A 23,854-nucleotide genomic window follows, 5' to 3' on the forward strand; every position below is an offset into this window, starting at 1 on the left:
CGGACGCCCTCTCTGTGGGGCGCATCACGACACCCGGTGCGCGCGGCGAATCGCCGTCGCGTGCCGGCGGATAACGAGTCCGAGGAGACCGTCGATGTGGAAATCACTGCACATTGACCCCGCGAAGTGCACCGGCTGTCTGCAGTGCGAGATGGCCTGTTCCTACGAGCACACCGGGGTCATCAATCCCAGCAAGTCGCGCATCAAGGTGTTCAGCTTCGAGCATGAAGGGCGCAAGGTGCCTTACACGTGCACGCAGTGCACCGAGGCGTGGTGCCTGAACGCCTGCCCGGTGGATGCAATCCGCATCGACCTCGCCACCGGCGCGAAGATGGTGTTCGAGGATACCTGCGTCGGCTGCAAGGTGTGCACCATCGCCTGTCCGTTCGGCACGATCAACTACAACCAGGACAGCGGCAAGGTGCAGAAATGCGACCTGTGCGCGGGCGATCCGGCCTGTGCCAAGGCTTGCCCGACTGGTGCGATCACCTACATCGATGCCGACTGGACGGGGCTCGACCGCATGCGTGCGTGGGCGGGCAAGGTCAACACGCCGGCTTCGGCCACGGCCTGACGGAGGACGATCATGGGCTGGAATCGCAAGATCCTGAGGGTCGACCTCGCCGGCGGAACCTGCAGGGAAGAGCCGCTCAACATGGAGTGGGCACAGGAGTATCTGGGCTCACGCGGACTGGCGACCAAATACCTGGTGTCGGAAATCGACCCCAGGGTCGATCCGCTGTCCCCCGACAACAAGATGATCATGGCCACCGGGCCGCTCACCGGCACGATGGCATCCACCGGTGGCCGCTACACCGTGGTGACCAAGGGACCGCTCACTGGCGCCATCGCCTGTTCGAACTCGGGGGGCTTCTTCGGCGCGGAGATGAAGTTCGCCGGCTGGGACATGATCATCTTCGAGGGCCGGGCGCCGAAGCCGGTGTATCTGCACGTCGAGAACGACCGTGCCGAACTGCGCGACGCGTCGCATCTGTGGGGCAAGAGCTGCTGGGAGACCGAGGAGACCATCAAGCACGAGCTGCAGGATCCGCTGGTGCGCATCTCGTCGATCGGACGTGCCGGCGAGAATCAGGTCTATTACGCCTGCATCGTCAATGACCTGCACCGCGCCGCCGGGCGCTCGGGCGTGGGGGCGGTGATGGGGTCGAAGAACCTCAAGGCGGTTGCGCTGCGCGGCACGAAGGGCGTGTCCGGCATCCGCGACTTCGGCGCGTTCATGCAGGCGACCAATGACGCCAAGAAGGTACTGGCCGACAACGCGGTCACCGGCCAGGGCCTGCCGAAATATGGCACCCAGGTGCTGATGAACGTGATCAACGAGATCGGCGCGCTGCCCACCCGCAACCACCGCGACGTGCAGTTCGAGGACGCCGGCAAGATTTCCGCCGAGGCGATGCACGAGAAGCGACCGACCGACGGCAAGCCGCACCTGGTGACCAATGCCGCCTGCTTCGGCTGCACCATCGCCTGCGGCCGCATCTCGGAAATCGACAAGGGCCATTTCACCGTCAAGAACAATCCCAAGTACTGGGGCGCTTCCGGCGGCCTCGAGTACGAGGCGGCGTGGGCGCTGGGGGCGGCGAACGGCGTCGGCGACCTTGAGGCGCTGCAGTACGCCAACCTGCTGTGCAACGAGCAGGGCATGGATCCGATCTCCTTCGGTGCCACCGTCGGTGCGGCGATGGAGCTGTACGAGATGGGCGTGATCACGAAGGAGCAGATCGGCCTCGAGGCGCCGTTCGGCTCTGCCCAGGCGCTGGCAAGGCTGGCGGAGATGACCGCCCTGGGCGAAGGCTTCGGCAAGGAAATCGCCCTGGGCTCCAAGCGGCTGTGCACCAAGTACGGTCATCCCGAGCTGTCGATGACCGTGAAGGGACAGGAATTCCCTGCCTACGACTCGCGCGGCATCCAGGGCATGGGCCTGGCCTACGCGACCTCGAACCGCGGGGCATGCCATTTGCGCGGCTACACGGTCGCCTCCGAGGTGCTCGGCATTCCGGTGAAGACCGATCCGCACGTCACCGAAGGCAAGGCCGAGCTCGTCAAGGCCTTCCAGGACGCCACCGCAGTGTTCGACTCGGCCGGCATCTGCGTGTTCACCAGTTTCGCCTGGACGCTTGCCGACGTGCAGCCGCAGCTCGCTGCCGCCTGCGAGGGCGACTGGAGCATGGACAAGCTCAACGAGGTGGGCGAGCGCATCTGGAACATGGAGCGGCAGTTCAACAACGCTGCCGGCTTCACCGCCAAGGATGACAACCTGCCGCCGCGGCTGACCAGCGAACCGGCCAAGACCGGTCCCGCCAAGGGCATGGTCAACCATCTGGACAGGATGCTGCCCGAGTACTACCAGGTGCGTGGGTGGACGCCGGACGGCGTGCCGAAACCCGAGACGCTGTCCCGCCTCGGGCTCTGAAGGACCACCCCTGTCGATCTCCGCCTCCGCCCGCAAGGGCGGAGCGGGAGAGTCTTGCGTCGAGGATTCGAGATGAAGCACCTCATCCTGGGTAATGGCCCCGCAGGTGTCGTGGCCGCTGAAACGCTGCGCCATGCTTCGCCGGCGGACGAGATCGTGATGGTCGGCTGCGAGGACGCGCCGCCGTATTCGCGCATGGCCATCCCCTACCTGCTCGAAGGCAACATCGACGAATCCGGCACCTACCTGCGCAAGTCGGCGGATCACTTCGATGCCGTCCGTGTGCGGCAGTTTCGCGGCCGCGCAGTGGCACTCGACACCGCCAAGCGTCGCGTGCTGTTCGACGACGGGCATTTCGAGGACTACGACCGGCTGCTGATCGCGACCGGCTCGCATCCGGTGCGGCCTTCCATCCCCGGCATCGACCTGCCCGAGGTGCAGACCTGCTGGACGCTGGAGGACGCGCGCGCCATCGCGGGCCTGGCCCGGCCCGGGGCGCGCGTGCTGCAACTGGGGGCCGGTTTCATCGGCTGCATCATCATGGAGGCGCTGGCCAAGCGGGGCGTGGTGCTCACCGTGGTGGAGATGGGCGATCGCATGGTCCCGCGCATGATGACGCCGCAGGCGGGCGGCATGATCAAGCGCTGGGTCGAGGGCAAGGGCATCCGCGTCGTCACCTCGTCCGGCGTCAAGCGCATCGACGGTGGTCATGGCGCACCCTTGCGGGTGACGCTGAGCACCGGTGACGTGCTCGATTGCGATGCGCTGATCGCCGCCGCAGGTGTCGCGCCCAACGTGGGTTTTCTCGCCGATACCGGCGTGCATGTGGCCAAGGGGGTGCTTGTCGACGACCGCCTGCAAACCAGCGTGCCGGGCATCTTCGCTGCCGGCGACGTGGCCGAGGCGCCCGATCTGTTCACCGGCGAGCATCTGGTGGCCGCCATCCAGCCCAATGCCGCCGACCAGGCGCGCATCGCCGCGCTCAACATGGCCGGGCGCAACGCCCGCCTCAACGGCGTGCTGGCGGTGAACGTGCTCGACACGCTGGGGCTGATCTCGACCTCCTTCGGCCAGTGGTGGGGCGCCGAGCCTGGGCAGGGTGGTGCCGGGGTGGAGCATGTCGACGAAGCGCGCCATCGCTACCTCAGCCTGCAGTTTCGTGACGACGTGATGATCGGCGCCACCGCCATCGGCCTCACCGAGCATGTGGGCGCTCTGCGCGGCCTGATTCACGGCAAGGTGCGCCTCGGCCCCTGGAAGGACAGTCTGCTTGCCGCGCCGCTGCGCTTCGTCGAGGCCTTCGTCGCGCGCACGCAGCCGATGGCGCTGGCGCGCTGAGCGGCACTTGCGGCATGAAGATCGCGTTCAAGCTGTTCGCTTCGCTGTCCGACTACCTGCCGGCCGGCAGCCTCCACAACCGCATCGAGCTCGACGTGGACGAAGGCGTCTCGGTCGCGGAGGTGATCCGGCGCTATCAGGTTCCGGAACGCAGCGCACATCTGGTGCTGGTCAACGGCCTGTTCGTCCCGCCCGCCGAGCGCTCGCGCCGCCGGCTGCAGGAGGGCGACGAGGTGGCGGTGTGGCCGCCGATCGCCGGCGGCTGAGGCCAGCGGGGAGCGCGCGTGGCCTTCCTGTCCGACGTGGTGCCGGCCGCGTTCGAGCGCACGCTGACCGCCACGGCGCACGGCTTCGAGCGCGACCTGCGCCAGGCCTGGCCCGGCGCGACCGGGAGCGCTGCTGAGCGCAGCTTCGCGGTCGAGGCGGGCGGCTGTGTGCTGCAGATCGACATCGAGCCCGCGGGCGTCAGGCGGCTGGGGCTCTTCGAGCTGCCACAACTGATTGCCCGCTATCGCTTCCTGCGTGGCGACGAAGCGGAGCGGCGTGATCTGCTGCGGCGCCTGGACCGGGCGATGCAGAAGGGGGGTGGTTGACGGTCGCGGTCAAACCCGGTCCTACGTGGATGCAGCGCTGGACCGGTGTCGTGGGAGCGGGCTTGACCGCGATCGGCGCCTAGGGTCACGGCCAGCGCGGCTTCTGCTGCGCATGGGCGCCTGCGGCACGATTCCGTTATTCTCGCCTGATGTTTGCCAGCACGCTCACCGATGCCATCAGGCTGCTCGCCACCTTCGATCACCGCGTCGCGGAGATCGTCGGCCTGTCGCTGCAGGTGAGCGGTGGCGCGGTGGTGCTGGGTACGCTGATCGGCCTGCCGCTGGGTGCCTGCATCGCCGTCGGGCGTTTTCCCGGCAAGTCCGGGGTATCGGTGTTGATCAACGCGCTGATGGGCCTGCCGTCGGTGGTGGTGGGGGTCGTCGTGTATCTGCTGCTGTCGCGCTCGGGACCGTTCGGCGCCTTCGGCCTGCTGTACACGCCGCTGGCCATGGTTGCCGCGCAGACCTTGCTCGTGGTGCCGCTGATGGCGGCGATCGCGCGCCAGGTGGTGGAGGATGCCTGGCAGCGCTATGCAGAGGAACTGCAGGTGATGCGCTTCACCTGGTGGCAGAGCGTCACCACCTTGCTGCACGACTGCCGCCATTCGCTGCTGGTCGCGGTGCTCGCCGGCCTCGGGCGGGCGATGAGCGAAGTGGGCGCGGTGATGATCGTCGGCGGCAACATCGACCGTGCCACCCGCGTCATGACCACCGCGATCGCGCTGGAAACGAGCAAGGGCGATCTGCCGCTGGCGATCGCGCTGGGCATCGTGCTGATCGCGCTCATCCTGGCCCTCAACGCGGTCGCCTTCGGTTTGCGGCACTGGGCCATGAGGCGTTACGGATGAGCGGCGGGCCGGGCGGCGGCGCCATGTTCCCGATCCGCGTCCGCGGCCTGTGCCATGCGCCCAATGGTCGCGAACTGCTCTCGGGAGTCGACCTGGACCTCGGTGACGAGGGCATCACCGTGCTGCTCGGCCCCAATGGCGCTGGCAAGACGCTGCTGCTGCGCGCCTTGTGCGGCCTGCTCGTGCCATGCAGCGGCACGCTCGACTGGGGAGGCGGCGCACGGCCCGAGCGCGGCGTGATGATGGTGTTCCAGAATCCAATGATGCTGCGTGCCTCGGTGCTGGCGAATGCGGTGCTGGGGCTCAAGCCGCTGAACCTGTCGCGCCACGACTGCCGCGGCAGCGGCATGGCGGTGCTGGAGCGCGTCGGGCTGGCACATCGCGCGCACGACAGTGCCCGGCTGCTTTCCGGCGGAGAGCAGCAGCGCCTTGCCCTGGCGCGTGCGTGGCTCACGAGGCCGCGGCTGCTGCTGCTCGACGAGCCCACCGCCAGCCTGGACCCGTCCGCCACCGCCGAGGTCGAGCGCATCGTGCGCGAGATCCGCACCGACGGTACGCGCATCCTGATGGTGACGCACAATCTGGGCCAGGCCACCCGGCTGGCCGATGACATCGTGTTCATGTCGGGCGGACGCGTGCATGAGCACACGCCCACCCGACGCTTCTTTTCGCGGCCGCAGTCCGACGAGGCGCGGCGCTTCATCCAGGGAGAACTGCCATGGCGCATGAGCTTCTGAAACGCATCCGTGTCGCGGTCCTCGGTGTCGTGCTTGCCGGCGCGGCGCAAGCGGCAACAGCCGCGGAGTCCATCGTGCTCGCATCGACGACGTCGACCGAGCAATCCGGCCTGTTTGCCCACATCCTGCCGATCTTCGAGAAGACGAGCGGCATCTCGGTGAAGGTGGTGGCGCTCGGCACCGGCCAGGCGCTGGACGTCGGGCGGCGCGGCGATGCGGACGCGCTGCTGGTGCACGATCGCGCCGCGGAGGACAAGTTCGTCGCCGAGGGTTACGGCAGCTATCGGCGCGACGTCATGTACAACGACTTCGTCGTCGTCGGCCCGACTGCCGATCCGGCGGCGGTGAGGGCGTCGAGCGACACCTCCGACGCCTTCAGGCGCATCGCCGGCAAGGCCGCGACCTTCATCTCGCGCGCCGACAAGAGCGGCACGCATGCGGCGGAGCTGCGCTTCTGGAAGGCGGCGGCCATCGAGCCGGTCGGACAGTCCTGGTACAAGGAGGCGGGCACCGGCATGGGCCCGACGCTCAACATGGCTGCCGGGGTCGATGCCTACACCTTGTCCGACCGTGGCACCTGGGCCAACTTCAAGAACCGCCAGAATCTTGCCATCCTGTACGCCGGCGACCCCAAGCTGTTCAACCCCTATGGTGCCATCCTGGTGAATCCGGACAGGCATCCCCATGTGAAGAAGGCCGCCGCCGAACGCTTCATCGACTGGCTGACGTCCGATGCAGGCCGCGAAGCCATCGCCTCCTACCGCATCGGCGGCGAGCAGTTGTTCTTTCCTTCGCCACGGTGACGGCGGCCGCCGTCAGCCCCCAGCCGAGCTCTGGCCGGGGGCGACCCAGTGCCCCGACTTGCCGCCGCGCTTTTCCATCAACTGCACGTCCTCGATGCGCATGCCGCGGTCGACCGCCTTGCACATGTCGTAGATGGTGAGCAGCGCGACGCTGACGGCGGTCAGCGCTTCCATCTCGACGCCGGTGCGGCCGACCGTTTCGGCGGTCACGGTGCAGCGCACCGCCGATGCCGGTTCGTCCAGATCGAACTCGGCGGCGACGCGGGTAAGCGGAATGGGATGGCAGAGCGGGATCAGTTCGCTGGTGCGCTTGGAGCCCTGGATGGCGGCGATGCGGGCGATGCCGATGACGTCGCCCTTCTTCGCGCTGCCGTCGCGGACCATCGCAAAGGTGGCGGGCTGCATCAGGATGCGGCCGCTGGCGACGGCGACGCGGCGCGTCTCGGCCTTGTCGCCGACATCGACCATGTGGGCCTGGCCGTCGGCGTCGAAATGAGTGAGGTGGGGCGGCTGGGGCAGGTTCATGGCGGTTGTTGCGTGAGGATGGGCGGGGGCTGCATCGACGACGCCCCCGACTGCTACACGAGGATACATGCCCAGGGGAACGCCGCGCTGCGGGCGGGTATCATAGCAGCCGATGATGCGCCGACCCCTCGCCCTCCTGCTCAGCCTTGCGCTCGCTTTCCCCGTCCGCGCCGTGGATCTGCCCGATCTCGGCGACGTCGGTACGTCCGATCTGTCGACGGCGGCCGAGCGCCGCATCGGTGACGAGATCATCCGCGAAATCCGCTGGAAGGATGCCGCCTACCTGGACGATCCGGAGATCGAGGAGTACGTCAATCGCCTCGGCCACCGGCTGGTGGCGGCCAGTGACAAGCCGCTGCAGGATTTCGACTTCTTCGTGATCAAGGATCCGACGCTGAACGCCTTCGCGCTGCCGGGCGGCCATGTGGGCGTGCATTCGGGCCTGATCCTGGCGGCGCAGAGCGAGTCGGAACTCGCCTCGGTGCTCGGTCACGAAATCGCCCACGTCACCCAGCGCCACATTGCGCAGATCGTCGGCAAGCAGAGCCAGGCGGGCATGGCGATGCTGGCCTCGCTGCTGATCGCGGTGCTGGCGGCGCGCAGCAGTTCGCAGGTCAGCGAGGCGGCGATCGCGGCGGGCAGTGCGGGTGCGCTGCAGTCGCAACTGGGCTACACCCGCGACTACGAACGCGAGGCCGACCGCGTGGGCCTGCAGGTCCTCGAAGGTGCAGGCTTCGACGTGCGCGGCATGCCGAGCTTCTTCGAACGCCTGCAGCGTGGCACCCGCCTGTACGAGAACAATGCGCCGGCCTACCTGCGCACCCACCCGCTGACCTTCGAGCGCATTGCCGACATGGAAAACCGCGTGTCGTCGATGCGCTACCGGCAGGTGCTGGATTCGTCGGATTTCGGCTACGTGCAGGCCAAGCTGCGCGCCCAGGCGGGATTGCCCGCGGACGCGGTGAAGGATCTCGAGAGCCGGCTTGCGCAGCAACCGCGCGATGCGACGCAGCGCTACGGGCTGGCGCGGGCGCTGATGCGCGCCGGTCGCCTCGACGAAGCGCAGGCGATGCTGGACAAGCTGCGCGGCGATGCGCCGCCATCTTCCTTCATCGAACAGCTCGGCGCGGAAATCCTGCTGGCGCGCAAGGATGGTGCGGGGGCGGTGCGCCTGCTGAGCACGGCGCAGAAGCGTTTCCCGGGCAGCCGCAGCGTCGGCTACGCGCTGGCGGACGCGCAGATCCTCTCCGGCATGCCGGCTGCGGCGGCGAGCGGCGTGCGCCAGTTGCTCAATTCCCGCGGCGACGACGTGCGCCTGTGGCAACTGCTGTCGCGCGCCGACCAGGCGCTGGGCAAGCGGACCGCACAGCACCGTGCGCAGGCCGAGGTCTATGCGCTGCAGGGCAGCCTGCCAGCGGCCATCGAGCAGCTCGAGATCGCGCGGCGCGAGGCCGATGCCGATTTCTACGAGCTGTCGGCGGTGGACGCGCGCCTGCGCGAGCTCAAGCAGCGCTACCGCGACGAGAAGCGGGACAAGGAGCGCTTTGGCGGCTCCTGACCGTGATCGGTCGCGCGGCGCGGCGGCGTGACGTGCGAGCTATCGGCTGGCTGGGCCATCCTCTAGAATCCGGGGCCTGTGCGCCACGCCTGGCGCAAGCGGAAACAAGGGAACATCGATGGATTTCGACAAGGAAGTGGATGCGCGCGGCCTCAACTGCCCGCTGCCCATCCTGCGCGCCAAGAAGGCGTTGAACGACATGACGAGCGGCGAGGTGCTGCGCGTGCTGGCGACGGACCCGGGCTCGGTGAAGGATTTCCAGGCGTTCGCCAGGCAGACGGGCAATGAGCTGGTGAAGCAGGGCGAGACGACGGACAAGGCGTATGAGTTCTTCCTGAAGCGGAAGTAGGTCGTTTGCGGTTCAGAGGCTGGATGTGAAACGGGCTGCCCGGTGATTCGGGCAGCCCGTTGCTTTTGGCGACCCTGAGCTCGTGTTGTGCTGCTAAACGCATGAGCGGGCGGGGTATTCGTTCTGCAGGCTGCGGAACTCGGCCTTTGGCCTCGGACAGTCCTCGCCTGCGCCACGAATACCCCGCCCGCTCATGCTTGTGCCTGTGGTTCGCAGCGCGAGCAGGTTTTTTCTAGCCGCCCAGTTTGGCCAGTTGCGGCTTCAGCTTGTCCACCGTGGCCTTGAAGCCGGCGAGGCGGTCGCGTTCCTGCTGCACGACGGCGGCGGGGGCGCGATCGACGAAGCTGGCGTTGCCGAGCTTGCCTTCGGCCTTGCCGATCTCGCCTTCGAGGCGGGCGATCTCCTTGCCCAGGCGCTCACGCTCCGCGGCGACGTCGATTTCCACCTTCAGCATCAGGCGGGTTTCGCCGGCCACCGCGACCGGGGCGAGCTCGTCGGCGCCGATCTCGTCGACGATCTGCACTTCGGCGAGCTTGGCCAGGCCGGCGAGGTAGGGCGCGTACAGGGCGAGCGCCGCCTTGTCGCCGGCGGCCACCAGCGGCAGGCGCTGCGCGGGGGAGATGTTCATCTCGCCGCGCAGGTTGCGGCAGGCGTAGGTCATCGCCTTCAGCTCGGCGACTTTGGCCTCGGCGACCTCGTCGATGCGTCCCATGTCCGCCTGCGGGTAGCGCACGCGCATGATGCTGTCGCCGTCCTTGCGGCCGGCGAGCGGCGCCACCGTCTGCCACAGCTCTTCGGTGATGAAGGGGATCAGCGGGTGGGCCAGCCGCAGCACCGTCTCGAGCACGCGCAGCAGGGTGCGGCGGGTGGCGCGCTGCTGGCCGGGCGTGCCATTCTGGATCTGCACCTTGGCGAGTTCCAGGTACCAGTCGCAGTACTCGTCCCACACGAATTCATACACCGCGCGCGCGACGAGGTCGAAGCGGTAGGCTTCGAATTGCTCCGCCACTTCTGCTTCGGTGCGCTGCAGGCGGGAGACGATCCAGCGGTCGGCGAAGGAGAAGTCGAGGTAGCCGCCGGGCGCGCACTGGTCGGCAGCATGCTGGCCCAGGCCGCAGTCCTGTCCTTCGGTGTTCATCAGCACGAAGCGGGTGGCGTTCCACAGCTTGTTGCAGAAGTTGCGGTAGCCCTCGCAGCGCGCCAGGTCGAACTTGATGTCGCGCCCCGGGCTGGCGAGGCTGGCGAAGGTGAAGCGCAGCGCGTCGGTGCCGAAGGCGGGGATGCCTTCCGGGAATTCCTTGCGCGTCTTCTTCTCGATGCTCTGCGCCTGCTTCGGGTTCATCAGGCCGAAGGTGCGCTTCTTCACCAGTTCGTCGAGCGCGATGCCGTCGATGAGGTCGATCGGGTCGAGCACGTTGCCCTTGGACTTGCTCATCTTCTGGCCTTCCGCGTCGCGGATCAGGCCATGCACATAGACGTGCTTGAACGGGATCTTGCCAGTGATGTGCCTGGTCATCATGACCATGCGCGCCACCCAGAAGAAGATGATGTCGAAGCCGGTGACCAGCACGGTGGAGGGCAGATAGAGGTCGAGCGCGTCGTTGCTCTTGCCCGGCCACTCGGCCGTCCAGTCCAGCGTGGAAAACGGCCACAGCGCGGACGAGTACCAGGTGTCGAGCACGTCGTCTTCCTGGCGCAGCCTGCCTTCCTCGTAGCGAGCGTGCAGCACCGACAGGCGCTCGGCCAGCTCGGGGTACTGCTCGGCAGTCTGGCCCTGGCTCTGGCGCGCGGCGACCTCGGCCTGCAGGCCGGCGATCTCGGCTTCGAGGTCGGCCTTCCAGTTGGCGATGGCCACTTCCTCGCTTTGCGCGACGTAGATGCGGCCTTCCTCGTCGTACCAGGCCGGGATGCGGTGGCCCCACCACAGCTGGCGCGAGATGCACCAGTCCTGGATGTTGTTGAGCCACTGGTTGTAGGTGTTGACCCAGTTCTCGGGGTAGAACTTGATCTCGCCGGAGGCGACGACTTCGAGCGCCTTCTCGGTGATCGACTTGCCGTCTGCGCCCGGTTTCGACATCGCGACGAACCACTGGTCGGTGAGCATGGGCTCGATCACGACGCCGGTGCGGTCGCCGCGCGGCACCTGCATCTTGTGTGCCTTGGCTTCGAGCATCAGGCCGAGCTTTTCCAGTTCGGCGACGACGGCATCGCGCGCCGGCACGCGATCCAGTCCGGCCACGCCGGCGGGCATCGCCACGCCGTCGAGGCTGATGCCGTCGGTCGTGTAACGCTCCGCCACGGCCGGCACGCTGCCGTCGAGTCTGAGCACGACGATCATGTCGAGCTTGTGGCGCTGGCCCACCGCGTAGTCGTTGAAGTCGTGCGCCGGCGTGACTTTCACGCAGCCGGTGCCGAACTCGCGGTCGACGTAGTCGTCGGCGATGATCGGGATGTGGCGGCCGGTGAGCGGCAGCGCAACGGTCTTGCCGATGAGGTGGGCGTAGCGCTCGTCCTCGGGATGCACCATCACCGCGACGTCGCCGAGCAGGGTCTCGGGGCGGGTGGTGGCGACGGTCAGGCCGCGCAGGTCACCGATCGGGCCGTCGGAGAAGGGGTACAGGATGTGGTAGAGCTTGCCGTCCTCCTCCTCGGACACCACCTCGAGGTCGGACACCGCGGTGCCGAGCTTCGGGTCCCAGTTCACCAGGCGCTTGCCGCGGTAGATCAGGCCCTCGTTGTACAGGCGCACGAAGGTCTCGGTAACCGTCTTCGACAGACCCTCGTCCATCGTGAAGCGTTCGCGTTTCCAGTCGGGGCTGGTGCCCAGGCGCCGCATCTGGCGGGTGATGGTGCCGCCGGAGTATTCCTTCCACTCCCACACCTTCTCGAGGAACTTCTCGCGCCCGAGGTCATGGCGGCTGACGCCCTGGGCGTCCAACTGGCGCTCGACGACGATCTGCGTGGCGATGCCGGCGTGGTCGGTGCCCGGCTGCCACAGCGTGTTGTCGCCGCGCATGCGGTGGTAGCGGGTGAGCGCGTCCATGATCGTCTGGTTGAAGCCGTGCCCCATGTGCAGCGTGCCGGTGACGTTGGGCGGCGGCAGCAGGATGCAGAAGGCGTTGGGGTTCGACTTGTCGAGTCCGGCGTCGAAGTAGCCGCGGGATTCCCATTCCGGGTACCAGCGACGTTCGATGTCGGCGGGCTCGAAGCTCTTGGCCAGTTCCATGGTGTTCTACGCGCGTGAAGGCAAAGCGCGGATTATAGCGGATGGCCCGCGGCCGCCCCGGCTCGGCGCAGGCTTCAGTCGACGAGCTTGTCGATGCGATGGGCGATACGCTCGGACAAGGCGGGAAGCAGGGTGGCGCGCAATTGCGCAATCGCTTCGGTGCGGATGCGTTCTGCCAGGCTGTCGAGTTCGCGCGTGACGATCTGCGGCAGTTCGTCCTCGAGCCAGGACTCGACCGAGCGGGCGATCTCGGTGTCGAGTTCGACGAGCTCCTCGATCAGCGCGGCGCGCGCGGAGACGAGCAGGGCGTGCTCATCCGCCGGGCTCAGCGCCGGCGGCTGTGAGAGTGAGAGTGCAGGTGAAAAGGGCGGCGCCAGCGGAGGTGCCATGGGGGGCGCCAGGGGAGCCGATGGCACGGCGGACCGAGGCGGTTCTGTCGCCGCGATCGTCGATGGCGCAGCGCCTGCCAGCGGCGCTGCCCCCAACTGGGCGGATGGAGGCGGTGGCGGCTCGTCTGCGGATCGTTTGTCCGGCGTGCCCTCCACAAGATCCTCCAGCGGCTGCGCTTCGAGCGAGGCGGCATCTTCCGCGGCGGCGGCGAAGTGCATCGCATCGCCAGCGAAGGCAGGGCGGGGGGCGGCGGCGAAATCGTCGAGCACCGGCACCGCGGGGGTGGCGAGTTCGCGATCGGCGAGATCGGCCAGGTCGGCCACGTCGGCGATGCTGGTGATGTCGGCGAGTTCGAGGCCGTCGACGATGTCCGTCAGGATCGGCAGATCGTCGTCGTCCTCGAGCGCGAAGGGCTCGAGGCGGGTTTCGGCTTCAAGAGCGGCGGAAGGGAACGTAGCCGGCGGGGGCGTGCGCGGTGCGCTGCCGCGGTGGCGGCGCAGCAGCGCGTCGGCCTGATCGAGCAGGGCGTCGGCGCGCTCGAGCTCGTCGTCTTGCGGTGGCTGCAACTCGTCTCTCACATCGCCTCCCTGCGCTCGGCGTCGAAGGCCTTCAGGGCCAGCCCCTTCTGCTTGTAGGCCGCCCAGCGCATGCGCGCAGGCTGTTTCTCCTCCTCGCTCTGGCCGACGATCTCGACCACCAGGCGGAACGTCTCGATGTCAGGCGGCATGTCGGCGGCAAGGTTGAACAGCATGTCCTGATGCGGCCAGCGGCTCGCGCTTTCAGCGGCGGCGAGGACGATCGGCGTCTCGGCGGCGAGCGCGGAGTCGATGCCCACATGCGGGATGAAGGCGAGCGGCTCCTGTGTCCAGAGCATCTGGTCGAGCTTGCGCAGGCTGGTCGCATCGGGCAGGCGCACGATGGCCCGGCGGCCGCCGGCATGCGCCCGCCCGATCAGCTCGCTTGCCAGCGCGAGGCGGTCGGGCGTGTTGTGGTAGAACTGCACCCGCGGCGCCACCGTCTTCAACTTCCTTTTGCCTCGGCGCGCCCGATGAGGAACTCCGACAGCAACGGCACCGGGCGGCCGGTGGCGCCCTTGGCGTCGCCCGACAGCCACGCCGTGCCGGCAATGTCGAGATGCGCCCACTTGTACGCCTTGGTGAAGCGCGCGAGGAAGCAGGCGGCGGTGATGGTCCCGGCGTAGCGGCCGCCGATGTTGCCCATGTCGGCGAAGTTGCTCTTCAGCAGCTCCTGGTATTCCTCCCACAGCGGCAACTGCCAGGCCCGGTCGCCCGATTCGGTCCCGCGCTTGAGGATTTCGGCCGCCAGGTCGTCGTCGTTGGCGAGCAGCCCGCTGGGGATCTTGCCCAGCGCGATCACGCAGGCGCCGGTCAGGGTGGCGATGTCGATCACGCAGGCCGGCTTGAAGCGCTCGGCGTAGGTCAGTGCGTCGCACAGGATGAGGCGGCCCTCGGCGTCGGTGTTCAGCACCTCGATGGTCTGGCCCGACATCGAGGTGACGACATCGCCCGGTTTGGTCGCACGACCGCCTGGCATGTTCTCGGTGGCGGGGATGAGGCCGACGACGTTGATCGGCAGGCCCATGCGCGCGATGGCCTTGAAGGTGCCCAGCACGCTGGCGGCGCCGCACATGTCGAACTTCATCTCGTCCATCTCGGCGCCAGGCTTCAGCGAGATGCCGCCGGTGTCGAAGGTGATGCCCTTGCCGACGAGCACGATGGGCTTTGCCTTGGCCTTGCCGCCCTTGTAATGCATGACGATGAACCGGGGCGGTTCATGGCTGCCGCGCGCCACCGACAGGAAGGAGCCCATGCCGAGCTTCTCGATGCCATCGCGGTCCAGCACCTCGACGTCGAACTTGAACTGCTTGCCCAGTTCCGTCGCGGTATGCGCGAGATGGCTGGGCGTGCACACGTTGCCGGGCAGGTTGCCGAGATCCTTCGCCAGCGCCATGCCTTCGGCAATCGCCTGGCCTCGCTGCACCGCGGTCTCCAGCGCCGTGCTGACCTTGCCGGCGATGACGAGGGCGAACTTCCGGGCGCCGCGCTCCTTCCTGGCGTCCTTGCCCGACTTGAGTGCGTCGAAGCGGTAGGCGCCGTCGGCGAGGATGCGCGCGGCCTGCTGTAGCCGCCATGGCAGCGATCGCGTTTCCAGATCGACATCGGCGATGAGCACGCCGGCGTCCTTCGCGGCACCGCTTGCGAGCGCCTTGGCCGCCGCGCCGAGGGCATCGCGATAGGGCTTGTCGCCGAAGTCGTCGCGCTTGCCCAGGCTGACGAGCAGCACCCGCTCGGCGGCGACGCCGGGCAGCTCGGGTAGCAGCAGGGTGGAGCCCGCCTTTTCGTCGAGGTCGCCGCGCTTGAGCAGGGCGGCAATGCGGCCATCCGAGGCCTTGTCGAGTGCCGCCGTGGCGGCGGGCAGGACGCCGTCGGCATAGGCCGCGGCAACCAGGATGCCGGCCCGGAACTTCTCCGGGGCGGCTGTCTTTATGGTAAATTCCATGCGCTTTTTCCCCTGCAATGGCGCGTGTTTCGGGCTCCTGCCGATTATGGCGCGTTCGCGGCGGAACCGTCAAAAAGCCAGGCTCATGCTCATCCAGAAACTCTTCCCTCTCTTGCTCGCGGCGCCTTCGACGCCGCCGACAGGCCCTGCGCGATGATCTTTCGTCGCGCCCTGCAGAGGGAATTCGCCCAGGTCGCCGCGGCGGTGTTCGTCGCGCTATTCGCGATCCTGATCACCACGGTGCTGATCCGTCTGCTTGGCCAGGCGGCCGGCGGGCGCGTCCCCTCCGATGCGGTCCTGGCGCTGATCGGGTTCGGCGCGCTGTCGGAAGTGCCCACGGTGCTGACGCTCACCCTGTTCATCGCCGTGCTGGTGTCGCTGTCGCGCAGCTACCGCGATTCCGAAATGGTGGTGTGGTTCGCCGCCGGCGTGCCGCTCACCGCCTGGATCGGCCCGGTGCTGCGGTTTGCCTTGCCGCTGGTGGTGGTCATCGCCGGCAGCACCTTGTTCCTGTCGCCGTGGGCGCAGCAGAAGAGCGCCGACTACAAGGACCAGCTCGAGAGCCGCGACGACACGCAGCGCGTGGCGCCGGGCGTGTTCCGTGAATCCGCAGGGGCGCGGCGGGTGTTCTTCGTCGAGACTGGCGCTGGCGAGGATGGGCGCGTGCGCAACGTGTTCGTCAGTGACGAGGGTCGTGGCCGGCTGACCGTCATCGCCTCGTCCCAGGGCTTCCTGCACAACGACGCCGAGGGCCGGCGCTTCGTGGTGCTGGAGAAGGGGCGTCGCTACGACGGTGAGCCGGGGACGCCGGAGTACCGGGTGATGGAGTTCGAGCGCTACGAAGTGCAGATCGAGCAGCCCCAGCTCGCGGCGAAACCGACGCGCACGCGCTCGATGCCCACCGCCGAGCTGCTGCGCGAGGGCGACGCGCGCAGCCTCGGTGAACTCGTCGGCCGTATCGGCATGCCGCTGGCGGCGGTGCTTCTGGCATTGATGGCGATACCGCTGTCCTTCGTCAATCCGCGAGCTGGCCGCGCCAACAACCTGCTGTTCGCCCTGCTCACCTACCTGATCTACAGCAACGCAATTTCGGTGTGCCAGTCCTGGGTTGCGCAGGGCAGGCTGGGGGTCGTTCCCGGCATGCTGCTGCCGCATCTGGTCGTGCTCGCGCTGCTGACGCTGATGTTCTATCGCCGCCTGGCGGTGTCACCGTTCTGGCGGGCGCGCGCATGAACAAGGTGCTGTTCCGCCATCTCGCGCGCGAGATCTATGGCGCGACCGCGATCGTGCTGGTGGCCTTCCTGGGCTTGTTCGCCTTCTTCGACTTCATCAACGAGCTCGAGGACGTGGGCAAGGGTGGCTACGAGGTGCATCACGCCCTGGCCTATGTGGCGATGCTGATCCCCGGCCGGGTGTACGAGCTGATGCCGGTGGCGGTGCTGATCGGCACGCTCTACGCGCTGACCGCGCTCGCACGCCAGTCGGAGATCACGGTGATGCGTGCGTCGGGGCTGTCGACGGCTGCCATGCTGCGCATGCTCGGCCTGATCGGCAGCCTGTTCGTGGCAATGACCTTCGTGTTTGGCGAATACATCGCGCCACCGGCCGAGAGCGCGGCGCAGCAATGGCGGCTGACCGCCACCCATTCGGCGGTGTCGCAGCAACTGCGCACCGGGCTGTGGGTGAAGGATGGGCCGATGGTGATCAACGTCCGCACGCTGCTGCCCGACCGCAGCCTGGAAAAGGTGCGCATCTACACCTTCGACGAGGGCTACCGGCTGGCCTCGCTTGCAGAGGCCAAGCGTGGCGTTTATGACGGTGACGGCCGCTGGCGCTTCCTCGACGTGGTGCGCACCCGCTTCCTCGAGGAGCGGACGGAGGTCGAGGACGTGCCCGAGTTCATCTGGCGCTCCGAACTCACGCCGGAGGTGCTGAGCGTGCTGATGGTGGTGCCCGAGCGCATGTCGGTCGCCAACCTGTGGGCTTACCGGCAGCATCTCAAGGAGAACCAGCAGAACGCGGACCGCTACGAGATCGCGCTGTGGAAGAAGCTGGTCTACCCGCTCGCGGTGCTGGTGATGATGGCGCTCGCGCTGCCTTTCGCGCTGACGCACGACCGCATGAGCAACGTCAGCATGAAGGTCTTCCTCGGCGTCATGCTCGGGGTGACCTTCCACCTGTTGAACGGCCTGTTCTCGAATCTCGGCGTCATCAACGCATGGAACAGCGGCCTGGCCGCAGTCACGCCCAGCGTGTTGTTCCTTGGTGCCGCAGCGTTGATGCTGTACATGGTGGATCGCCGCTGAGCGATGGATCGCGCGCTGACGGCCCGCCCTGAAGGGCAGGGTGCAAACGAAGAAACGGGCCCGAAGGCCCGTTTCTTTTCGTACGACAGGCTGAGGTGCTGCGATCAGCCCTGCTGCGCTGCCTTCTTCGCAGCGGCAGCCTTGTAGTCCAGCTTTTCCTTGATGCGTGCCGACTTGCCCGAGCGCTGGCGCAGGTAGTACAGCTTGGCACGACGCACATCACCGCGGCGCTTCACCTCGATGTTGGCGAGCAGCGGCGAGTAGGTCTGGAACGTACGTTCCACGCCTTCGCCCGAGGAGATCTTGCGGACGATGAAGGACGAGTTCAGGCCGCGGTTGCGCTTCGCGATCACCACGCCTTCGTACGCCTGCAGACGTTCGCGCGTACCTTCCTTCACCTTCACCTGGACGATCACCGTGTCGCCCGGCGCGAATTCGGGGATGGTCCTGCCCTGCATGACGCGGGCCATTTCTTCCTGTTCGAGTTGCTGAAGCAGGTTCATTGCATTAACTCCATCAATGTCGTTGGCCTCGGTCTGTCGCCTCGGCCTGGCCGCAGAGCAGGTCGCCACCTGATGCGCGCCGTTTGTCGTCGAGCTTTCAGGCGATGCAGCTGCCTTGGGCTCCGGCTTGCTCCTGCCTGAATTCCTCAAGCAGGTTCAATTCTGTCTTGTTCAATACCCGCCCGGCCAGCAGGTCGGGGCGGCGTTGCCAGGTGCGACCCAGCGCCTGCTTGAGCCGCCAGCGGCGGATTGCTGCGTGGTTGCCCGACAGCAGCACGTCGGGCACCCGTTCGTCTTCATATACTTCCGGCCGCGTGTAATGCGGACAGTCAAGCAGCCCATCGACGAAGGAATCCTCCTGCGCCGAGTCTGCGGTGTTCAGGGCGCCGGGCAACTGGCGCACGATCGCGTCGAGCATCACCATCGCTGGCAGTTCTCCACCCGACAGCACGAAGTCGCCGAGCGAGATTTCCTCGTCCACCTCGCGGTCGATCAGCCGCTGGTCGATGCCTTCATAGCGGCCGCACAGCAGGATCAGGCCCGGACGGTGTGCCAGTTCCATCACCAGCGCCTGGTCCAGCCTGCGGCCCTGCGGCGACAGGTAGATCAGTTTGCCGCTACCGCTGCCCAGCGCTGCGGCCTGAGCCTCACGCGCCTGGCGGATCGCCTTCTGCAATGGTTCGGCCAGCATGACCATGCCGGGCCCGCCGCCATAAGGCCGGTCATCCACCGTGCGATGCGCATCGGTCGCGAAGTCGCGCGGGTTGTGGAACGCGATCTCGTACAGCGCGCGGTCCCTCGCCCGCCGGGTGATGCCGCTGCCGGTGAGGGCGGCGAACATTTCCGGAAACAGCGTGATGACGTCGTAGCGGCGCGTGCCGCCCGCCACTGTCGCCGTCACCAATCCTTCTCCCACGCCACCCGGATCTGCCGGGCTTCGAGGTTCACGTCCAGTATGTAGGCCGCGACGAACGGGATCAGCCGCTCAACCGCGTCCTCTCCTTCACCGTCCTGCACCTGCAGCACGTCGTGCGCGCCGGTCGATACCAGCGACGAGACGCTGCCCAAGGCATCGCCGGCCTGATTCACGACCGCCATGCCGACCAAGTCGGCCCAGTAATACTCGTCTTCGGCGGGCTTGGGCAGGGCTTCGCGCGGCGCGCCGATGTAGAAACCGTCCGCCGCCTCGGCGGCATTGCGGTCCGGCACTTCGCGGAAGGCGGCAACCAGCCCCTTGCCGTGCAATCTGAAGCCGGTCAGCGTGACCGGCTTCCATTGCTCATCCGGGGCGTCATCTCGCTCGGAGAACCACCACTGGGGCATCTTCTTCCATGCCGCAGGGTCGTCGCCAAAGGGATGAACCTTGACCCAGCCCTGAACGCCGAAAGGGGCGACGATGCGCCCCAGTACGATCATGCTCGCGACCGCTCGGTGGAGCCGTCGGTCCGCTTTCAGGCGGCCTTGGCGGCCTGCTTGACCAGACGGGCAACCGTCGGCGAGAGCTGGGCGCCGTTCTGCTCCCAGTAGGCCAGGCGCTCTGCGTTCACGACCAGATTCTTCTCGGCGCCAGAAGCCACCGGGTTGTAGTAACCCACGCGCTCGATGAAGCGACCGTCACGACGGTTGCGGGAATCGGCCGCAACGATGTTGTAGAACGGGCGCTTCTTGGCGCCACCACGGGCAAGGCGAATGACGACCATCTGATTTTCCTGAATAGGTAGATGCGAAAAGCCCGTGAGCTTACGACAAAATGTCCGGATCGGCAATAAGTTTCCTGTCGCCCGATGCGGCGCTCGGGCATACGGCGCAGCACGCGCGCGACGCGCTTGACCGGCAATTTGAATACAATCGCCTTGAATGCAATCGGTCTTCCCCCCGCGGCCTGTTCGGCCTTCTCGTCACCCGCACCCGTTTTCGCTCATGGCAGACTCCGCGCGCAATCACGAACCAGCCGATGCCATCATCGAATGGCTTGCGGCCGAGCCCGACCCGGACATGATGGCGGAGCTCGGTGCCTTGCGCGCGCACCTCGGCGGCCTGCCTGAAGGGGCAGAGCAACGCGATGCGCAAGTCCTGCTGCAGATGGCGGAAAGGGCGCTCGATGCCGCCGGCAGGTTGCGTCCGCAGCTCCTCACGGCCGGCCTGCCCTTGTCGCGCGAGCTCCACATGGCAGCCGAAGCGCTGGTGGGGCTCTTGTGCGACATCGCCGCAGCCCTGTGGAGCGTCCAGAAGCTTCGCGAGTCGCGCTGGTTGCGCCTGGGACGGGGCGCGACCGAGGACGCAGTGGGAGAGGCCTTCGTGCTGGTGTGCGAGGCTCACATTGTCCTGTCCATGTCGGGGGCGGCGGCGCCGGACGGGTTCTGGCGCAGGGCGCATGCCTTGAGCGGCGTCGACGCGGGCGTGCCCGCGCAGGATTTGGATGCGGCGGTTGCGCGGCGCCTGTTCCTGTATCGGCGCATGTTGGCGGCAACCGTCGCGCAGCCGGAGAGCCTGACGCCGCGCGAATCGTCCTGGTTGTTCGATTACCTCGACGCGACGGCGATGCATGCGCAGTTGTCGCTGGAGCCCGTCGCGCCGGCATCCGCCGCCTACTGGATCGACCCGTCTGCCGACCATGCGCCAGTGGCGGTCGCACGGCGTCCGCCGCCTGAGGGAGGGGCGGTACGTTATTTCAGCCCCGCGCCGCTGGTGTCGCATGCACGTGATCACATCGAATGGCTCGAGGCGTGCATGATGGAGGCGGAGCTGAGCAGCCTGGAGGTCGATGGCGAAGCCCTCGCGCCGGACGTGGCCGGGCTGCCTTTCGGACTTGCGCCGGGGGAGATGCTTTCGCTGCTGCGGCGCTTGCGCGACCGGTGGGTAATGTCTCCGATGCGGGAGCTGCCCCGGCGCAGGTATCAGTACACCGTGCAGGTATGCGTGGGCCTGCGGGCGCTGTGGGAACTCGGACGCGGCGAAATCGAGGCGGCGCGCATCGCCCAGTGGATGGTGCTCAACGAGAGTCCAGGCGGCTACGCGATCATGTGTGTCTCCGGGGTGGCCGGCGTGATCGAGGCGGGCATGGTCGTTGCGCTGCGGCGCCACGCGACTGAGCCCTGGACGGTCAGTCTGGTGCGTTGGGCGCGCAGCGACAATCCCGATCAGGTCGAGCTGGGCCTGCAGATCCTGTCGCTCGGGTTCGCATCGATCCAGCTTGGTTTTCGCGGCAGCGAGGTGCACAGCGCCGCGCCGGGGTTGATGCTTCCGGCGATGGCGCCCTTGCGCGCCCATCCGGTGATCCTTGCGCCGGCCGGCACGTACAAGTCGCGACGCTTCGTCTTCGTGCGTGACGGAGCGTCGCTGTACGTGGCCCAGGGAAGAGCGCTCGGTCTCGACATGCAGACTGCGAACGTCGAGATGTTCCAGTACGAGACCGATCCCTACGCGCTTTGATGCGCAGGGTTGGCAGGGCCTTCGGGCGAGGCCTGCAGCAGCTCGTCCAGGCGCAAGTCGGCGGTGGCCAGCGCCTCCTCGAGCCGTCGCGCCGCCGCGGCCGCAGCGCCATCGCCGGCCACCGCCAGCCAGGCTTGAGGATCCAGCGCGAAACGCTCGATCACCGTGCGGACGTGGATGCGCCGGGCAGCCTGGGTCAGCACCCAGTCGCCGTCTTCGGTGCGCGTGGTCCATCCCGCTTCGCGCAGGTTCTCGAGCAGTGTTTCCGCCGCATGCTCGGCAAGTCCGGTACTGCCCCGCAGCAGCGTGAAGGACGCCGGCTTGCCCGTTTGCTGGGCATGCGCGAGGGCAGCGAGCATGCCGATCGCCGCCCAGGCGCGATCGCCGGGGAAGGGGCGGGTGATGCGCTGGCGCTCGAGGAAGGCCGGCAGCATGGCCGAGACCAGGGCACCCAGCAGCACCACCGTCCATGACAGGTAGAGCCAGATCAGGAAGATCGGCAGCGCCGCGAAGGTGCCGTAGATCAGCGTGTAGGTCGGAAAGCTGGCGATGAACATACCGAAGGCGCGCTGCATGAGGAAGAACACCAAGGCCGCTGCCATGCCGCCGATGAGGGCGTGCAGCGGTCGCACCGGATGGTTGGGCACGGCAAAGTACAGGAAGCTGAACAGTGCGCCGAGCAGCAGCGGCGGCAGGATGCGCGCCGCGATTTCGCCCAGCCACGGCAGATGACCGGCCCATTCCATCGAGGTGGTGACGAGGTAGCCGGTGGCGATGACGCTCGCGCCGAACACGATGGGGCCGATCGTCAGCACGAACCACGACACCGTGAGCCGCATCAGCATCGGCCGCGGCCGGCGCACTCCCCAGATGAGGTTGAAGACCTTTTCTATCGTCCCCAGCAGCAGCAGGGCGGTGACGGCCAGCAGGCCGGTGCCGATCAGCGTGAGCTGGCCCGCCTTCTGCGAGAACTGCAGCGCATAGGTGGCGATGATGCGGCCGGCCCGCTCCGGCAGCAGGTTCTGCAGCAGGAAGCTCTTCAGCGAGGCGCCGAGGGCGTCCATGCCCGGCAGGTTGCCGAACACGCCCAGCGTGACGGCGACCAGCGGCACCAGCGAGAGCAGGGTGGTGAAGGCGAGGCTTCCGGCCACCTGCGGGCAGCGCGTGGCGGTGAAGCGTTCGGCGAAAAGACGCAGGAAATCGCGCAGGGCGGCGTGACTCATGGAGGGCTGGCGTGCGGGGGCAGGTGACGGGGCACGGGTATAATGCCGCGCATTCTATCGGCACCACTGCCGCTCCTTTCATCTTTTGCCCCATTCGATCGTCGCTCCCCGAACTCATGCAGGAAATTCTCGTGCTGTATTACAGCCACCGCGGATCGGTGGGCGCACTGGCCGAGCAGATCGCTCTCGGTATTCACCAGGTCCCGGGCGCCGCCGCGCGCGTGCGCACCGTGCCGCGCGTCTCGACCGTGTGCGAGGCGGTGGAGGACGACATTCCGGCCAGCGGCCCGCCCTACGTGGAGGCGGCGGATCTGCGCGAGTGCGTCGGGCTGGCGCTGGGCAGTCCGACACGCTTTGGCAACATGGCCGCGCCGATGAAGTATTTCCTCGATGGCCTGGCCGGCGACTGGGTCAACGGCACGCTGGCCGGCAAGCCCGCCTGCGTCTTCACGTCGACGGCTTCGCAGCACGGCGGGCAGGAGACCACGCTGATGTCGATGATGTTGCCTCTGCTGCACCACGGCATGCTGCTGATGGGCATCCCGTACACCGAGCCGGCGCTGAACGCCACGCGTAGCGGCGGCACGCCCTATGGGGCAAGCCACGTGTCCGGTGCCGACGGATCGCCGCTATTGACCGCGGACGAGATTGCGCTGGCGCAGGCGCAGGGGCGCCGCCTGGCCGAGACGGCCCTCAGGCTGGCGGTGCGGCCATGAGCGCGCGTGCCTGGTCGCTGCTGGCGAGTGCCAGCCTGTTGGCGCTGATCGTGCTGTGCGTGCTGTGGGAAGCGTGGCTCGCGCCGCTGCGGCCCGGCGGCTCGTGGATGATGCTGAAGGTGGTGCCGTTGCTGCCGGCGGTGTTCGGCATCCTGCGCGGCAAGCGCTACACGTATCAGTGGATGTCGATGATGTCGCTGCTGTACGTCGTCGAGGGCGTGCTGCGCGCCCGTGATCCTGGCCTGGTCGGGCCGCTCGCCATTGCCGAGGCGGTGCTTGCCGTCGTGCTGTGTGTGTGCGTGATCATGTACGCGCGCGCAACCGCGCCTTCCCGCCAGCGGCAATCCTAGCCG

At 67.5% G+C, this 23,854-nt stretch carries 25 protein-coding genes; 15 read left to right on the forward strand and 10 right to left on the reverse strand.

The window, feature by feature from the left end:
• Nucleotides 1-94 precede the first annotated feature (94 nt).
• The 8 genes from GH664_RS20450 (at nt 95) to GH664_RS20485 (ending at nt 6,753) form a co-directional block, all read left to right on the forward strand.
• Nucleotides 95-574, forward strand: coding sequence for a 4Fe-4S dicluster domain-containing protein (locus GH664_RS20450; RefSeq protein WP_153169965.1), 480 nt, complete (start codon nt 95-97; stop codon nt 572-574).
• Between the two features lie 12 nt (nt 575-586).
• On the forward strand, nt 587-2,434 hold the full coding sequence (locus GH664_RS20455) for an aldehyde ferredoxin oxidoreductase family protein (RefSeq protein ID WP_153169966.1): 1,848 nt from the start codon (nt 587-589) through the stop codon (nt 2,432-2,434).
• Between the two features lie 72 nt (nt 2,435-2,506).
• Nucleotides 2,507-3,772 carry an NAD(P)/FAD-dependent oxidoreductase gene (locus GH664_RS20460; protein ID WP_153169967.1) on the forward strand — a complete coding sequence of 422 codons (1,266 nt, stop codon included), beginning with the start codon at nt 2,507-2,509 and terminating at the stop codon, nt 3,770-3,772.
• A gap of 14 nt (nt 3,773-3,786) precedes the next feature.
• A complete protein-coding gene (locus tag GH664_RS20465) occupies nt 3,787-4,038 on the forward strand; it encodes a MoaD/ThiS family protein (RefSeq protein ID WP_153169968.1) in 252 nt (83 codons plus the stop codon).
• 18 nt (nt 4,039-4,056) lie between these two features.
• Nucleotides 4,057-4,365 (forward strand): hypothetical protein, encoded by a 309-nt coding sequence (locus GH664_RS20470; RefSeq protein WP_153169969.1) that lies wholly within the window; start codon nt 4,057-4,059, stop codon nt 4,363-4,365.
• 149 nt (nt 4,366-4,514) lie between these two features.
• The gene (locus GH664_RS20475) at nt 4,515-5,213 is read left to right on the forward strand and encodes an ABC transporter permease (RefSeq protein ID WP_153169970.1); all 699 of its coding nucleotides are present in this window, start codon (nt 4,515-4,517) and stop codon (nt 5,211-5,213) included.
• A complete protein-coding gene (locus GH664_RS20480) occupies nt 5,210-5,950 on the forward strand; it encodes an ATP-binding cassette domain-containing protein (RefSeq protein WP_228111644.1) in 741 nt (246 codons plus the stop codon). The genes GH664_RS20475 and GH664_RS20480 overlap by 4 nt, the downstream gene beginning before the upstream one ends.
• Nucleotides 5,932-6,753: a substrate-binding domain-containing protein gene (locus GH664_RS20485; protein ID WP_153169971.1), complete on the forward strand. Its 822-nt coding sequence runs from the start codon at nt 5,932-5,934 to the stop codon at nt 6,751-6,753. The genes GH664_RS20480 and GH664_RS20485 overlap by 19 nt, the downstream gene beginning before the upstream one ends.
• 12 nt (nt 6,754-6,765) lie before the next feature.
• Here the strand turns inward: GH664_RS20485 and moaC are convergent, their stop codons facing one another.
• A complete protein-coding gene (moaC, locus tag GH664_RS20490) occupies nt 6,766-7,278 on the reverse strand; it encodes a cyclic pyranopterin monophosphate synthase MoaC (RefSeq protein WP_153169972.1) in 513 nt (170 codons plus the stop codon).
• 112 nt (nt 7,279-7,390) lie between these two features.
• Between moaC and GH664_RS20495 the strand changes: the two genes are divergently transcribed.
• Nucleotides 7,391-8,836: a M48 family metalloprotease gene (locus GH664_RS20495; RefSeq protein WP_153169973.1), complete on the forward strand. Its 1,446-nt coding sequence runs from the start codon at nt 7,391-7,393 to the stop codon at nt 8,834-8,836.
• A 118-nt stretch (nt 8,837-8,954) separates the two neighbouring features.
• Entirely contained in the window at nt 8,955-9,185 is a 231-nt protein-coding gene (locus GH664_RS20500) for a sulfurtransferase TusA family protein (protein WP_153169974.1), read from the forward strand.
• Between the two features lie 232 nt (nt 9,186-9,417).
• Here GH664_RS20500 and GH664_RS20505 read toward each other — a convergent pair whose 3' ends face one another.
• The 4 genes from GH664_RS20505 to GH664_RS20520 all read right to left on the reverse strand — a co-directional run bounded on the left by GH664_RS20505 (nt 9,418) and on the right by GH664_RS20520 (nt 15,321).
• Nucleotides 9,418-12,411, reverse strand: coding sequence for a valine--tRNA ligase (locus tag GH664_RS20505; RefSeq protein WP_153169975.1), 2,994 nt, complete (start codon nt 12,409-12,411; stop codon nt 9,418-9,420).
• A gap of 74 nt (nt 12,412-12,485) precedes the next feature.
• Complete coding sequence (locus GH664_RS20510) at nt 12,486-13,379, reverse strand: hypothetical protein (protein ID WP_153169976.1); 894 nt, start codon at nt 13,377-13,379, stop codon at nt 12,486-12,488.
• Nucleotides 13,376-13,816 (reverse strand): DNA polymerase III subunit chi, encoded by a 441-nt coding sequence (locus GH664_RS20515; RefSeq protein ID WP_153169999.1) that lies wholly within the window; start codon nt 13,814-13,816, stop codon nt 13,376-13,378. Before GH664_RS20515 ends, GH664_RS20510 begins: the two co-directional genes overlap by 4 nt.
• A gap of 5 nt (nt 13,817-13,821) precedes the next feature.
• Nucleotides 13,822-15,321, reverse strand: a complete 1,500-nt coding sequence (locus tag GH664_RS20520; RefSeq protein WP_153169977.1) for a leucyl aminopeptidase — start codon at nt 15,319-15,321, stop codon at nt 13,822-13,824.
• Between the two features lie 153 nt (nt 15,322-15,474).
• Between GH664_RS20520 and lptF the strand changes: the two genes are divergently transcribed.
• Together lptF and lptG are read left to right on the forward strand one after the other, a co-directional pair.
• Nucleotides 15,475-16,554 (forward strand): LPS export ABC transporter permease LptF, encoded by a 1,080-nt coding sequence (gene lptF, locus GH664_RS20525; protein WP_153169978.1) that lies wholly within the window; start codon nt 15,475-15,477, stop codon nt 16,552-16,554.
• Nucleotides 16,551-17,627 carry an LPS export ABC transporter permease LptG gene (gene lptG / locus GH664_RS20530; RefSeq protein ID WP_153169979.1) on the forward strand — a complete coding sequence of 359 codons (1,077 nt, stop codon included), beginning with the start codon at nt 16,551-16,553 and terminating at the stop codon, nt 17,625-17,627. Before lptF ends, lptG begins: the two co-directional genes overlap by 4 nt.
• 104 nt (nt 17,628-17,731) lie before the next feature.
• Here lptG and rplS read toward each other — a convergent pair whose 3' ends face one another.
• From rplS to rpsP, 4 genes are all read right to left on the reverse strand, one after another.
• Nucleotides 17,732-18,130 (reverse strand): 50S ribosomal protein L19, encoded by a 399-nt coding sequence (gene rplS / locus GH664_RS20535; protein ID WP_153169980.1) that lies wholly within the window; start codon nt 18,128-18,130, stop codon nt 17,732-17,734.
• Between the two features lie 97 nt (nt 18,131-18,227).
• Nucleotides 18,228-19,031: a tRNA (guanosine(37)-N1)-methyltransferase TrmD gene (gene trmD, locus GH664_RS20540; protein WP_228111645.1), complete on the reverse strand. Its 804-nt coding sequence runs from the start codon at nt 19,029-19,031 to the stop codon at nt 18,228-18,230.
• Nucleotides 19,028-19,546 carry a ribosome maturation factor RimM gene (gene rimM, locus GH664_RS20545; RefSeq protein ID WP_153169982.1) on the reverse strand — a complete coding sequence of 173 codons (519 nt, stop codon included), beginning with the start codon at nt 19,544-19,546 and terminating at the stop codon, nt 19,028-19,030. The genes trmD and rimM overlap by 4 nt, the downstream gene beginning before the upstream one ends.
• Before the next feature lie 35 nt (nt 19,547-19,581).
• A complete protein-coding gene (gene rpsP / locus GH664_RS20550) occupies nt 19,582-19,830 on the reverse strand; it encodes a 30S ribosomal protein S16 (protein ID WP_153169983.1) in 249 nt (82 codons plus the stop codon).
• Nucleotides 19,831-20,050: 220 nt separating this feature from the next.
• Between rpsP and GH664_RS20555 the strand changes: the two genes are divergently transcribed.
• Entirely contained in the window at nt 20,051-21,562 is a 1,512-nt protein-coding gene (locus GH664_RS20555) for a hypothetical protein (RefSeq protein WP_153169984.1), read from the forward strand.
• Here the strand turns inward: GH664_RS20555 and GH664_RS20560 are convergent.
• On the reverse strand, nt 21,550-22,785 hold the full coding sequence (locus GH664_RS20560) for a YihY family inner membrane protein (protein ID WP_153169985.1): 1,236 nt from the start codon (nt 22,783-22,785) through the stop codon (nt 21,550-21,552). The genes GH664_RS20555 and GH664_RS20560 overlap by 13 nt on opposite strands.
• A gap of 116 nt (nt 22,786-22,901) precedes the next feature.
• On the opposite strand from GH664_RS20560, the gene wrbA reads away from it, so the two are divergent.
• Nucleotides 22,902-23,501, forward strand: a complete 600-nt coding sequence (wrbA, locus tag GH664_RS20565; RefSeq protein WP_153169986.1) for an NAD(P)H:quinone oxidoreductase — start codon at nt 22,902-22,904, stop codon at nt 23,499-23,501.
• Entirely contained in the window at nt 23,498-23,851 is a 354-nt protein-coding gene (locus tag GH664_RS20570; RefSeq protein ID WP_153169987.1) for a DUF2069 domain-containing protein, read from the forward strand. Before wrbA ends, GH664_RS20570 begins: the two co-directional genes overlap by 4 nt.
• Nucleotides 23,852-23,854 lie beyond the last annotated feature (3 nt).

It is taken from the genome of Thauera sp. 2A1 (genome assembly GCF_009469595.2).
Taxonomy (GTDB): Bacteria; Pseudomonadota; Gammaproteobacteria; order Burkholderiales; family Rhodocyclaceae; genus Thauera.